The sequence below is a fragment of the Nocardia sp. NPDC051833 genome, assembly GCF_040681225.1.
In the GTDB taxonomy this organism is placed as follows: domain Bacteria; phylum Actinomycetota; class Actinomycetes; order Mycobacteriales; family Mycobacteriaceae; genus Nocardia.
Map to the genome: position 1 here is coordinate 195,956 of NZ_JBFAYK010000005.1, position 12,144 is coordinate 208,099.

Sequence of the window (12,144 nt, forward strand, 5' to 3'; positions counted from 1 at the left end):
GTTGGCGAGCCGAATAGTGCTCTCCCAGAGTGCCACACACCGCCGACATGGGCACTACATTGCACAGGTGACCGAGAGTCCAGCGACCGTCCGATTCCAGCCCGTGCCCGATCCCCGGCCCGACGACAAGCCCTGGCCGGACATGGTGTGGCCGGTGCCCGACGGCGCCCGGTTGAGCGGCGAGACGGTGCGGCTGACCACTGTCGATCCGTCAACGGACGCCGGTGAACTCTTCGCCGCCCTCGACGCGGACGCGGTCTGGGCGCACCTGCCCTGGCGCCCGCGCGGGGCGAGCGAATTCGCCGATCATCTCCAGGAATTGAACGCCGATTCCGACTGGCATGTCTGGATCGTCCGCGCGCGCACCGGGATCGGCGATCGAGCGGCGGGAGCGGTGCTCGGCGTCACGTCCTACCTGGACGTCCGCCCGCGGGACGCGGCACTGGAAATCGGGTTCACCGCCTACACGCCGTCGGTCTGGGGCGGTCCGGTCAACCCGGAAGCCAAACTGCTGCTGCTGGAATACGCGTTCGACGAGCTCCATGTAGGCCGGGTGCAGCTGAAGACCGATGTGCGCAACCAGCGTTCGCAGCAGGCGATCGCGCGGCTCGGGGCGCGCTACGAGGGGACGCTGCGGCGTCAGTTCCGGCGCGCGGACGGCACCGTGCGCGACAGTGTGCTGTTCTCGATCACCGCGGAGGACTGGCCGCGGGTGCGCGCGGGGCTCGCCGCGCGGCTCGGTGACCGCTGATCTGGCGGGTCAGGAGTTGAGGAAGTTCAGGATGGCCAGCGCCAGCGGGGCGCTCAGGTCGAACAGCACGCGACCGACGTGCAGGCCCGCGGTGGCGCCGGATTCGTAGTGGTCGGACAGGAACTGCAGGATCGCGTCAACCATGGATGCTCCCGGTGGGGTGGTGCGGGCGGGGGATCAGGCGAAGAAGCCCTGGAGGATCGGTGTGCCGAGGTCGATCACCGTCTTGGCGACCGTCAACCCCAGATTGCCGAGCCCGATGACGACGGCCCCGATCAGGTCGTAGTTCGCCTGGGCGAAATCACGTAGCTGCTGCATGTCCACTCCTCGACCCCGACCGATGGGTAGCTGATGTGACCAGCGTCTCACAGACGATGCTTGCTGCCAAGTTGCTGTCGGGCGTCACCGCAGGTGATAGGCGATTTCGTCCGTGCCGGGCGATGCGGTATGTGGTATCTCTACCCCCGGGTATGAATGAGATTGCATCATCGTGCATAATCATTTGCAGCAGCGGCGCGAGCCGACCGGCGGCCGGAGCATTCATACTGCTCCAGGCAGCCCGTGCAGATCACGTACACACTTCGAGGAGCACAACAGACATGTCCGATCGCGTCGTACTCGCCTACTCCGGTGGGCTTGACACCTCCGTCGCCATCAGCTGGATCGCGAAGGAGACCGGTGCCGAGGTGGTGGCCGTGGCCATCGACCTGGGCCAGGGCGGCGAGGACATGAACGTGGTGCGCCAGCGCGCCCTGGACTGCGGCGCCGTCGAGGCCATCGTGGTCGACGCGCGCGACGAGTTCGCCGACGAGTACTGCCTGCCCACCATCCAGGCCAACGCCATGTACATGGGCCAGTACCCGCTGGTGTCGGCCATCAGCCGCCCGCTGATCGTCAAGCACCTGGTCGAGGCCGCGAAGTTCCACAACGCGACCACCGTCTCGCACGGCTGCACCGGCAAGGGCAACGACCAGGTCCGCTTCGAGGTCGGCATCGGCGCCCTGGCGCCCGACCTGGAGGTCATCGCCCCGGTCCGCGACTACGCCTGGACCCGCGAGAAGGCCATCGCCTTCGCCGAGCAGAACAACCTGCCGATCAACGTCACCAAGAAGTCGCCGTTCTCGATCGACCAGAACGTGTGGGGCCGCGCCGTCGAGACCGGCTTCCTCGAGGATCTGTGGAACGCGCCGACCAAGGACGTCTACGACTACACCGCCGACCCGACGGTGAACTTCGAGGCGCCCGACGAGGTCATCATCACCTTCGACAAGGGTGTGCCGGTCGCCATCGACGGCCGTCCCGTCACCGTGCTGCAGGCCATCGAGGAGATGAACACCCGCGCCGGTCGCCAGGGTGTCGGCCGCCTCGACATGGTCGAGGACCGGCTCGTCGGCATCAAGAGCCGCGAGATCTACGAGGCGCCGGGCGCCATCGCGCTGATCACCGCGCACCAGGCGCTGGAGAACGTCACCATCGAGCGTGAGCTGGGCCGCTACAAGCGGCAGGTCGAGCAGCGCTGGGGCGAGCTGGCCTACGACGGCCTGTGGTTCTCCCCGCTCAAGCGCGCGCTGGACGCCTTCGTGCAGGACACCCAGCAGCACGTCACCGGCGAGATCCGGATGGTGCTGCACGGTGGTTCCGCCGTCGTCAACGGCCGCCGCTCCGAGCAGTCGCTCTACGACTTCAACCTGGCCACCTACGACGAGGGCGACACCTTCGACCAGTCGCTGGCCAAGGGCTTCGTGCAGATCCACGGTCTGTCCTCGAAGGTCGCCGCGCGTCGCGACCTGAACCAGAAGTAGTAGTAAGCACGTCGTAGTCTCGACACCGGCCGGTCCCGTCACGGACCGGCCGGTGCCGTGCCCAGCCATGCCCGCCAGCCCGACCGGAGGAGAATCCGATGACCCACAGCGGAACCAACGAAGGTGCCCTCTGGGGTGGGCGATTCGCGTCCGGCCCGGCCGAGGCGATGGCGGCGCTGAGCAAGTCGACGCACTTCGACTGGGCGCTGGCGCCCTATGACATCCGCGCCTCCAAGGCGCACGCCCGCGTGCTGCACAAGGCCGGGCTGCTGGCCGACGACGACCTGACCGGCATGCTGGCCGGGCTGGACACCCTGGCCGCCGACGTCGCCTCGGGTGCCTTCGGGCCCGCCGAATCCGACGAGGACGTGCACGGCGCGCTCGAGCGCGGCCTGATCGAGCGGGTCGGCACCGAGCTCGGCGGCAGGCTGCGGGCGGGCCGCTCCCGCAACGACCAGGTGGCCACCCTGTTCCGGATGTGGCTGCGCGACGGTGTGCGCCGCGTCGGGGCCGGCGTGCTCGACGTGGTCGACGCCCTGGTCGCCCAGGCCGCCGCGCACCCGGACGCGGTGATGCCGGGCAAGACCCACCTGCAGGCCGCGCAGCCGGTGCTGCTCGCGCACCACCTGCTCGCGCACGCCCACCCGCTGCTGCGCGACCTGGAACGCCTGCGCGATTTCGACAAGCGCGCCGCGATCTCCCCGTACGGCTCGGGCGCGCTGGCCGGGTCGTCGCTGGGCCTGGACCCCGAGCAGATCGCCGCCGAGCTGGATTTCACCGCGTCGGCGGCCAATTCGATCGACGCGACCTCCGCGCGCGACTTCGCCGCCGAGGCCGCGTTCGTGCTGGCCATGATCGGCGTCGACCTGAGCCGGATGGCCGAAGAGGTCATCATCTGGAGCACGCCGGAATTCGGGTACGTCACCCTCGCCGACGCGTGGTCGACCGGTTCGTCGATCATGCCGCAGAAGAAGAACCCCGACGTCTCCGAGCTGACCCGCGGCAAGGCGGGTCGCCTGATCGGCAACCTGACCGGCCTGCTGGCCACCCTGAAGGCCCAGCCGCTGGCCTACAACCGGGACCTGCAGGAGGACAAGGAACCCCTGTTCGACTCGGTCGCCCAGCTCGAACTGCTGCTGCCCGCCATCGCGGGTCTGGTCGGCACCCTCACCTTCCACACCGACCGGATGGCCGAGCTCGCGCCCGCCGGTTTCACCCTCGCCACCGACATCGCGGAATGGATGGTGCGCCAGGGCGTTCCGTTCCGGGTCGCGCACGAGGCGGCGGGCGCCTGCGTGCGGGCCGCCGAAGCGCGCGGCGTCGGCCTCGACGAACTGACCGACGCGGAATTCGCCGCCGTCGACGCCTCGCTGACCGCGGGCGTGCGCGACGTCCTCACCGTGCAGGGCTCGATCGCCTCCCGCAACGCGCGCGGCGGCACCGCCGGTGTCCGCGTCGCCGAGCAGCTCGACGAGGTCCGCAAGACCGCCGCCGACGCCCGCGCCTGGCTGAGCTGACCCGGGAGCGGGCTACCGCGCACGAAGTATCCGGCGGTGCCCGCTCCGTCCCGCGGGGGAGTCCCGGCTCCGTTCCGTGGGCCGATGCTTCGGCCGGCGGCCGCGGGCATCGTTGTCCCCGAAGGCTTTCCGCATCGGAGGACACCATGGGACAACGCTGGGCACTGCCCGTACTCGCTCTGCTGACCGCGACGACCGCCTTCGGCGCCGGTCTGTCCTGGATGACCCACATGCACCACCGCGCGCTCCGCTACCTCGGCCCCGCGCGCATGACCGCCTTCGACGACGGCTACGAGACGCTGTCGGATCTGACCGTGATCCCGGCCGGGGTCCTCGGCGTCGCGCTCTCGGTGCTGGTGCTGTGGATCCGGCCCCGCGGCGTACCGATCTGGCTGCCGATCCTGACCCTGGTGCTGCAACTGTCGGTGTTCGTCACGCGCATCTGGTGGTGGGGCGCGTGGGCCGAGCAGGTGCGTGACGCGGGCTCGGTGTGGATCGCGGGCGGCCTGCATCCCGCGTACGAACGGTATATGGCCACCAATGGGATCCGGATCGCGATCATCGCCGGATACGCGCTGCTCGCCCTGGTCATGACGGTCCTCGCGGCGCGAGCGCGCTCGGGATCACGCGGCGCGATCGAGGCGTGAGCGTCGCGCGACGGTTACCCTGCGGCCATGACCCTGGTCCTGCTGGCATTGGCCATCGCCTCCGAAGTCACCGCGACGGTGTCGCTGAAACTCTCGGAGGGTTTCACCAAGCTCGTTCCCTCGATCGTCGTGGTCATCGGGTACGGCGCCGCGTTCTACTTCCTGTCCCAGGCGTTGAAGCGGGGGATGGCGATCGGGGTGGCGTACGGAATCTGGTCGGCGGTGGGTGTCGCGGCGATCGCGGCGATCGGGGTGCTGTTCCTGGGGGAGCGGCTCACCCTGGTGCAGGTGGCCGGGATCGGGCTGGTGATTCTCGGCGTGCTCGCGCTGGAACTCGGTGGCGCGCACTGACTTCGGTGCGCTACAGCTCGGCGCGGACGCGGAACCCGGCGTCGCGCAACGCCTCCAGGACGTCGTCGCGGTGGGCGGGGCCGCGCGTCTCGACCGTGAGCGACACCTCGACCTCGTCGACCTCGAGCCACATCCCGGTGCGCGAGTGGACGATGTCGACCACGCTCGCCCCGGCCCGCCCGACCACCCCGAGCAGCGCCGACAGCGCGCCGGGACGATCGGCGATGGTCACCCGCATGGCCAGGTAGCGGCCCGCCGCGCTGAGGCCGTGCCCGATCACCCGGGTGAGCAGCAGCGGGTCGATATTGCCGCCGGACAGGATGGTCACCACCGGGCCGGGCAGCGCGCGGTCGCGCAGGGGCGACAGCAACGCGGCCACACCGGCCGCGCCCGCCGGTTCGACGATCAGCTTGGCCCGCTCCAGACACAGCAGCAGCGCCTTGGACAGGGCGTCCTCGTCGACGGTCACGATCTCCCTGACCAGGTCCGCGACATGCGCGAACGGCACCGCGCCGGGCAGGCCGACCGCGATACCGTCGGCCATCGTCGCCATCCGTGGCACCCGCACCGGCTTGCCCGCCGCCAGGGAATCGGGCCAGGCCGCGGCCTCGGCCGCCTGCACCCCGATCACCGTGACCTGCGGCGCGAGCGCGGCCAGCGCGACGGCGACACCGGCGAGCAGGCCGCCACCGCCGGTCGGCACGACGACGGTGCCGACCTCGGGCACCTGCTCGAGGATCTCCAGCGCCACCGTCGCCTGCCCGGCCACGATATCGGGGTGGTCGAACGGGTGGATCAGCGTCGCACCGGTGCGCTGGGCGAATTCCTCTGCGGCGAGCAGGGATTCGTCGATGGTGTCACCCACCTGGTGCACCTCGGCCCCGTAGGCGCGGGTCGCCACGAGCTTGGGCAGTGACGCGCCGATCGGCATGAACACCGTCGAGGTGGTGCCGAGTTCGGCCGCCGACCACGCCACCCCCTGCGCGTGATTACCGGCACTGGCCGCGACCACACCCCGTGCCCGCTCGGCGGCGGGGAGATTCGCGATCCGGTTGTAGGCGCCACGCGGCTTGAACGACCCGGTGCGCTGCAGGTTCTCGCATTTGAGCAGCACCTGCGCGCCGATCCGCTCCGACAGCACCCGCGACCCCACGGTCGGCGTCCGCCGAATCACCGGTGCCAGCAGCCGCGCGGCCGCCTCGATCCGCTCGAGCCCGACGATCTCCATGGGCCGAACGTACCGCCCCGAGCGCCGGCGAGGTCAGAAGGAGTTGATCGCCTCCTGCTCGGTGTCGTAGGCATCGAACACCGTGAGGAGCCCGGTGAGCATGAACAGATCTCGAGCTTGTTCGGTCACGTTGACCAGTTTGAGTTTCCCGCCTTCGCGGGTGACGCTCTTGTAGCTCGATACCAAACCGCCGGCTCCGGCGGAATCGACGCGGCGCACCGCTGCGAGGTTCAGCAGGATCTTTTTCGTCCCGGCGTCGATCAGATTCCGGATCTCCTCGGTGAGCCGAATCTCGCCCATGCCGAGGACGAGGTCCCCGGTCAGGTCCAGGATGGTGACGCCGTTGACGCTACGTTCTTTGATCTCCATCGAACCTCCTCTGTGTGGTGGTACTCCCCGCGCGCCGGAGCGAGGGAGCTTGGTGCGCAGGGTGAGTGTGAACCGCCCGCGCGGACCGTGGGCGGCCGCGAGGGAATCGACGGCTGTGCGCATGAGGTGCACACCGCGTCCCGACGCGCGCAGCACTCCCTCGGGGCGGCGCGGATCGGGCACGGTCTCGGGGTCGAATCCCGGTCCCTGGTCGCTGATCTCGATCAGTAGTTCGTCGTCCTCGATATCGAGGACGATCTCGACCGTGGCGTCCGGAGTGCCGTCGCCACCGTGTTCGATCGCGTTGACCACCGCTTCGTGTAGTGCCAGTTCGATCGGCCAGACCGCGGACTCGTCGCCCCACAGGCCGGACAGGATCGGCGTGAGTCGGGCGCGCGCCCGCTCGATCTGCTCGATTCGACTGCCGATCACGACACACAGCGGCAGCCGGGTTCCGGCATCGGCTCCCGTGGGACGCGTCACCGAAACCGACGCTGAACTCGCTGGTCGTTCGCCATCTGTGCACTCCTCGAATCGAAGGTGTCAGCATCGAGAACAATCAGAAACGCACGCACAAGACTACCGCCCGGGACCTGCTCACAGCCGGTGTTGCCGGTGCGGAGGTGTGGCGTTGTCTCGGGCCTCAGCGGAGCCTGTCGGCTTTCGCGATGTTGTGGGCGGTGGTGCCGAGGCGGGTGAGCCGGGCGTCGCCGAGCGGGGTGAGCTTGCCGCCGAGCCGGTTGGTGACGAAGGCCAGCGACATGCCCGTCTCGGGGTCGGCGAAGGCGCCGGAACCGCCGAGGCCGAAATGGCCGAAGGCCGAGATGGGGTCGGACTTGGACGGTTTCATCGGGACACCGTGGAAACCCAGCGCCCACGGAATGCGGAACGCGAGAACATAGTCGGGTGTGAAGACCTGGCGGGCGGCCAAGCGGCGGATCGACCCGGGCTCGAGGACACGGGTGCCGTCGAGCTCGCCGTCGTTGGCCAGCGCCGCGTAGACGCGGGCCAGCGCACGGGCCGAGAACACGCCGTTGACGCCCGGCATGACCGAGTCGTGCACGCGCGGGTCGACGATGAGGTCGGCGAAACCGCGCGGGGTGGTTTCCGCGGCGGCCGCGTACCGGGTGCGGGTGAGCAGGTCCGAACCGCGGTCCCACTCCATGCCCGCCGCCCGCAGCCGCGGGAAGGTGGTGGCGATGCGGTGCCGCTCCTCCTTCGGCACCCGGAACCAGAGTTCGTCGGCGCCGAGCGGTTCGGCGAGTTCCGTGCGCACGACGTCGACGAAATCGCGCCCCGTCACCCGGCGCACCAGTTCGGCGGCCAGATGTCCGTAGCTGATCCCGTGATAGCCGCTGGTGACACGATGCCGGGGATCGGGGGTGGCCGCGGCCAGCGCGGCGGTGACGGCCTCGTCGTCGAGGAAGCGCTCGGCGGGCCCGGGCAGCAGACCGCGCAGCCGGTGCAGGCCGGCCCGGTGGGTGAGCACATCGCGAACCGTGATGTGCCCCTTGCCCGCCGCCGCGAACTCGGGCCAGTACTCGGCGACCGCGGTGTCGTAGTCGAGCTGTCCGCGCTCGGCGAGCTGGTGGATCACCGTGGAGGCCACGCCTTTTCCGGTGGAGAAGGCCAGCGCCACCGAATCCGAGGCCCAGGGCACGCCGGGGCTCGCGTACCCCGCCCACACATCGACCACCGGTTCGCCGTGCAGGTACACGCACAGCGCGCCACCACCGTGCGACGGCTTGCGGAACAGACGGTCGAACATCGCGACCAGGCTGACGAAACGGCGATCCACCGACTGCGTTGTCGAAACTCCCATCGTTCGAGCATGCCACCCCGCACACAGGACCGGTCGGTACGGTGATCGTTTCCTGACCGTCACATAGATGACCGCGGGCGCAATACATCGTCCATAGCATGTGGATATGCCCCCGAGACGACGATCGGCGCTGCTCGCGAGGCTCGTGGTGGACGAGCCCGGCCGCCCCCAGGTGATCCTCGGCGAACTACGCCGGGTGATCCTCGACGGCGCCGTGCCGCCGTGCACCGTGATTCCCCTGCGTGAAGTGGCCGTGCTGTTCGGGGTGAGCCACATCCCCGTGCGCGAGGCCCTCAAGACGCTGATCGGCGAGGGACTGGTCACCCATCGCCCGCAGCGCGGCTACCAGGTGGCCCAGCTCACAGCCCGCGAATTGCGTGAGATGTACATCGTGCGCGACACCTTGGAAACCGCCTCGCTCGCGGCCGCGGCGACCAATGCCGGCGAGGCCGAGCGCGCGCACCTGCTCGCGGTGAACGAACTGCTCGAGCGGGCGATCCTCGACGACGACCCCGAGACCTATCAGCGGCAGTCGCGCAGCTTCCATGTCGCGCTGACCCGGCCGTCGCGAATGTTCCGGCTGCTGCACATGCTCGAATCCGCGTGGAACGTCACCGAACCCGTGCAATCGATGGTCCACATCGACCGATGCGACCGGGAACGGCTGCACACCGACCACATCGCGATGCTCGACGCGTTCCTGGCCCGCGATGTCGAACGGCTGCTCGCCGCCGCCGAGGAACACCACCGCCGACTGGAATCGGTGATCGCGACCCTGCCCACCGATACCGGATTGCTCGCGCCGGAAGATATATATTCGGTGCAATAGCCGGGAAATTGTCGGGAAACCGAAGGGCAACTGCTGATACTTACCGTCAGCGAAGCAGATTCACCCTTCGGATGGGAACGACCATGACCGATACCATCACCTCCTCGGCGGGGGTACCCGCCGGTGATCCACCCGCCTACGATCCGCGGCTGACGAACGAGGATCTGGCGCCGCTGCGGAAACAGAGCTGGGGCACCTACAACATCTTCGCGTTCTGGATGTCGGATGTGCACAGCGTCGGCGGATATGTCACGGCCGGTAGCCTTTTCGCGCTCGGGCTGGCCAGCTGGCAGGTGCTGGCGGCGTTGCTCATCGGTATCACCATCGTCTATTTCTTCTGCAATCTGGTGGCCAAGCCCAGCCAGGTGACGGGCGTGCCGTATCCGGTGATCTGCCGCAGTGCTTTCGGGGTCCTCGGCGCGAATATCCCGGCGATCATCCGCGGGTTGATCGCGGTCGCCTGGTACGGCATCCAGACCTTCCTCGCCTCGGCGGCGCTGGATGTCGTGCTGGTGAAACTGTTTCCGGGGCTGGCGCCCTACGCCGTCACCGCCGACTACGGTTTCCTGGGGGTGTCGCTGCTCGGCTGGGGGAGCTACCTGCTGCTCTGGGTGGTGCAGGCGTGCGTGTTCTGGCGCGGCATGGACTCGATCCGCAAGTTCATCGATTTCTGTGGTCCCGCCGTGTATGTCGTCATGTTCGTGCTGTGCGGATATCTCATCGCGAAGGCAGGCTGGGGTGCGATCGACCTGAGCCTGGGCGAGGTGAAGTACACCGGCTGGGCGTCGGTGCCGGTGATGCTCGGTGCGATCGCGCTGGTGGTGTCCTACTTCTCCGGACCGATGCTGAATTTCGGTGACTTCTCCCGCTACGGCAAGAGTTTTCAGGCCGTGAAGACCGGCAATCTGCTCGGCCTGCCGGTGAATTTCCTGCTGTTCTCGTTGCTGGTGGTGATCACCGCGTCGCTGACGGTGCCGGTCTACGGTGAATTGATCACCGATCCGGTCGCCACCGTCGCCAAGATCGATTCCACGTTCGCGATCGTGCTCGGCGCGCTCACCTTCACCATCGCCACCATCGGCATCAATATCGTCGCGAATTTCATCTCGCCCGCGTTCGATTTCTCGAATGTGAGCCCGCAGCGGATCAGCTGGCGGGCGGGCGGCATGATCGCCGCGGTCGGTTCGGTGCTCATCACGCCGTGGAATCTGTACAACAATCCCGATGTCATCCACTACACGCTCGAGGTGCTCGGCGCCTTCATCGGTCCGCTGTTCGGGGTGCTGATCTGTGACTACTACCTGGTGCGCAAGCAGAAGGTGATCGTCGACGATCTGTTCACGATGTCCGAGCGAGGGGCGTACTGGTACCGCAAGGGCTATCACCCGGCCGCGGTCGTGGCGACGGCCGTCGGTGCCCTCGTCGCGGTGTTCCCGGTGCTGGCCAACAGCCTGCCGGGGATGCACACCGCCGCCCAGTACAGCTGGTTCATCGGCTGCGGTCTCGGTTTCCTCACCTACTATCTGCTGACCGCGGCCAAGCGCGCGGCGGCTACCCAGGAGGTCGGTGCCTGATGCGGATCCGGGTCGTCAACCCGAACACCACCCGGGCGATGACCGAGACGATCGAGCAGTGCGCCCTGGCCGTTGTCGGCCCGGGCACGCTGCTCGACGCGGTCACCTCCGAGACCGGTCCCGTCTCCATCGAGAGCCACTACGACGAGGCGATGAGTGTGCCCGGTCTGCTCGCGGCGATCCGGCAGGGCGAGGCCGACGGCGTGGACGGCTATGTGATCGCCTGCTTCGGTGATCCGGGGCTGGACGCGGCCAGGGAACTGGCGGCGGGCCCGGTGATCGGTATCGCGGAGGCGGCCATGCACACCGCGAGCCACCTCGGCCGCGGGTTCAGTGTGGTGACGACGCTCGGCCGCACCCTCGGTCGCGCCGCCGATCTGGCCGAACGCTATGGGATGGCCCGCTTCTGCCTCGGCATGCACGCCTGCGACCTGCCGGTGCTCGCCCTCGACACCGACCCGGACGCCCGCAAGATCGTCACCGAGGCGTGCCGGACGGCGGTGGCCGCCGACGGCTCCGACGCGGTGGTGCTGGGCTGCGCGGGCATGGCCGACCTGTGCGCGCATATCAGCGCGGAGATCGGTGTGCCGGTGATCGATGGCGTCGCGGCCGCGACCCTGACCGTGCAGTCGCTGATCACGCTCGGGCTGCGCAAGTCGGGCAGGGGAGAGTTCGCGACGCCGCCACCGAAGCCCTACACCGGGTTGCTGGAATCGTTCGGCTCCTGAGTGCCGGAGCGCCGGGTCAGACGGCGATCGCCTCGGGCGTCAGCGCGCGCAGGACGGCGTCGAGATCGTCGACGTCGACGACCAGCCGGGTGAAATCGGGTCCGTCCAGGTCGATGCGGACAGCGCTGCCGCCGAAGGTGGTGTCCCAGAATTCCTTCCGGCCCTTGCCACGGTAGACGCCGGCGGCGATGACGCCGGGGATGAAGGTGCCGGGGGCGCGGACCCACGGCGGGCGCAGGTCGACCTCGGCGGGGCGGATGCCGGTGATGGCGGCGCGGTCGATCACGACCTGCTGGCGCAGGGCGAGCAGGCGATGCCCGCCGAGCACATTGACCGTCACCGTGTCGTCGTTGATCTCGACCTCGACCATCGCTACCTCACTCGCCGTCGGTGTAACCGTTCCCTGTTCAGGGTCCGCGCCCGGCCTGGTCGGCGACTGTGGCCAGCCTGTGATTTCACCAAGAACTCAGAACATCAGCAGATATAGATATGCGCATCTAACGAATACGTGCCTCCTCGGTGTGAG

Annotated in this window: 14 protein-coding genes; 8 read left to right on the forward strand and 6 right to left on the reverse strand. The window is 68.7% G+C overall.

The features are described 5' to 3' along the window. Positions 1 to 67: 67 nt before the first annotated feature. Positions 68 to 751, forward strand: coding sequence for a GNAT family protein (locus AB0L91_RS31735; RefSeq protein WP_365016248.1), 684 nt, complete (start codon positions 68 to 70; stop codon positions 749 to 751). 9 nt (positions 752 to 760) lie between these two features. Here AB0L91_RS31735 and AB0L91_RS31740 read toward each other — a convergent pair whose 3' ends face one another. Next, positions 761 to 895: a hypothetical protein gene (locus tag AB0L91_RS31740; protein ID WP_355281738.1), complete on the reverse strand. Its 135-nt coding sequence runs from the start codon at positions 893 to 895 to the stop codon at positions 761 to 763. A 33-nt stretch (positions 896 to 928) separates the two neighbouring features. Next, a complete protein-coding gene (locus tag AB0L91_RS31745; RefSeq protein ID WP_218718162.1) occupies positions 929 to 1,069 on the reverse strand; it encodes a hypothetical protein in 141 nt (46 codons plus the stop codon). Positions 1,070 to 1,350: 281 nt separating this feature from the next. Between AB0L91_RS31745 and AB0L91_RS31750 the strand changes: the two genes are divergently transcribed. The 4 genes from AB0L91_RS31750 to AB0L91_RS31765 all read left to right on the forward strand — a co-directional run bounded on the left by AB0L91_RS31750 (position 1,351) and on the right by AB0L91_RS31765 (position 5,068). Next, on the forward strand, positions 1,351 to 2,553 hold the full coding sequence (locus tag AB0L91_RS31750; protein ID WP_355281740.1) for an argininosuccinate synthase: 1,203 nt from the start codon (positions 1,351 to 1,353) through the stop codon (positions 2,551 to 2,553). A 98-nt stretch (positions 2,554 to 2,651) separates the two neighbouring features. Beyond that, positions 2,652 to 4,070 (forward strand): argininosuccinate lyase, encoded by a 1,419-nt coding sequence (argH, locus tag AB0L91_RS31755; protein ID WP_365016250.1) that lies wholly within the window; start codon positions 2,652 to 2,654, stop codon positions 4,068 to 4,070. Positions 4,071 to 4,216: 146 nt separating this feature from the next. Next, positions 4,217 to 4,717, forward strand: a complete 501-nt coding sequence (locus tag AB0L91_RS31760; RefSeq protein WP_365016252.1) for a hypothetical protein — start codon at positions 4,217 to 4,219, stop codon at positions 4,715 to 4,717. A gap of 27 nt (positions 4,718 to 4,744) precedes the next feature. Beyond that, positions 4,745 to 5,068: a multidrug efflux SMR transporter gene (locus AB0L91_RS31765; protein ID WP_355281748.1), complete on the forward strand. Its 324-nt coding sequence runs from the start codon at positions 4,745 to 4,747 to the stop codon at positions 5,066 to 5,068. Positions 5,069 to 5,078: 10 nt separating this feature from the next. On the opposite strand, the gene ilvA is transcribed toward AB0L91_RS31765, so the two are convergent. The 3 genes from ilvA to AB0L91_RS31780 form a co-directional block, all read right to left on the reverse strand. Further along, on the reverse strand, positions 5,079 to 6,296 hold the full coding sequence (gene ilvA / locus AB0L91_RS31770; protein WP_365016255.1) for a threonine ammonia-lyase: 1,218 nt from the start codon (positions 6,294 to 6,296) through the stop codon (positions 5,079 to 5,081). A gap of 33 nt (positions 6,297 to 6,329) precedes the next feature. Beyond that, complete coding sequence (locus AB0L91_RS31775; protein WP_365016256.1) at positions 6,330 to 7,148, reverse strand: anti-sigma factor antagonist; 819 nt, start codon at positions 7,146 to 7,148, stop codon at positions 6,330 to 6,332. Positions 7,149 to 7,308: 160 nt separating this feature from the next. After that, a complete protein-coding gene (locus AB0L91_RS31780) occupies positions 7,309 to 8,487 on the reverse strand; it encodes a serine hydrolase domain-containing protein (protein ID WP_365016258.1) in 1,179 nt (392 codons plus the stop codon). A gap of 106 nt (positions 8,488 to 8,593) precedes the next feature. Here AB0L91_RS31780 and AB0L91_RS31785 point away from each other — a divergent pair, with 106 nt between their 5' ends. The 3 genes from AB0L91_RS31785 to AB0L91_RS31795 all read left to right on the forward strand — a co-directional run bounded on the left by AB0L91_RS31785 (position 8,594) and on the right by AB0L91_RS31795 (position 11,618). After that, positions 8,594 to 9,316, forward strand: a complete 723-nt coding sequence (locus tag AB0L91_RS31785; protein WP_365016259.1) for a GntR family transcriptional regulator — start codon at positions 8,594 to 8,596, stop codon at positions 9,314 to 9,316. An 83-nt stretch (positions 9,317 to 9,399) separates the two neighbouring features. Continuing rightward, entirely contained in the window at positions 9,400 to 10,890 is a 1,491-nt protein-coding gene (locus AB0L91_RS31790) for an NCS1 family nucleobase:cation symporter-1 (protein ID WP_365016260.1), read from the forward strand. Next, on the forward strand, positions 10,890 to 11,618 hold the full coding sequence (locus tag AB0L91_RS31795) for an aspartate/glutamate racemase family protein (RefSeq protein ID WP_365016262.1): 729 nt from the start codon (positions 10,890 to 10,892) through the stop codon (positions 11,616 to 11,618). The genes AB0L91_RS31790 and AB0L91_RS31795 overlap by 1 nt, the downstream gene beginning before the upstream one ends. A gap of 16 nt (positions 11,619 to 11,634) precedes the next feature. Here AB0L91_RS31795 and AB0L91_RS31800 read toward each other — a convergent pair whose 3' ends face one another. Then, the gene (locus AB0L91_RS31800) at positions 11,635 to 11,988 is read right to left on the reverse strand and encodes a hypothetical protein (RefSeq protein WP_355281768.1); all 354 of its coding nucleotides are present in this window, start codon (positions 11,986 to 11,988) and stop codon (positions 11,635 to 11,637) included. Positions 11,989 to 12,144 lie beyond the last annotated feature (156 nt).